Here is a 240-nt window from a genome sequence, read left to right as displayed (position 1 = left end):
CATCAGGCGACAAACCACCCCCTGGCACGATGACGTGCACATGCGGGTGGTGGGTCATCGCCGAGCCCCAGGTATGCAGCACGCTGGTCATGCCGATCCGCGCGCCGAGATGCTTCGGATCGGCGGCGATGGTCAGCAATGTCTGGGCCGAGGCCTTGAACAGCAGACCATAGACCGCCGCCTTGTTGTGATACGCGATATCCGCAATCGGCGCAGGCAGCGTAAACACCACGTGGAAGT

The 240-nt window shown here is 62.5% G+C and carries 1 protein-coding gene; it reads right to left on the bottom strand.

Features of this window, described 5'->3' with window-relative positions; all coding sequences use genetic code 11:
- Positions 1 to 240 (bottom strand): transposase (locus AUR66_RS12985; protein WP_197409780.1); only part of this gene is annotated, 240 nt, incomplete at both ends.

Origin of the sequence: Haloferax profundi, from assembly GCF_001469865.1 — an archaeon.
Classification (GTDB): domain Archaea; phylum Halobacteriota; class Halobacteria; order Halobacteriales; family Haloferacaceae; genus Haloferax; species Haloferax profundi.
This window is presented reverse-complemented; position numbering and strand designations above follow the sequence as displayed.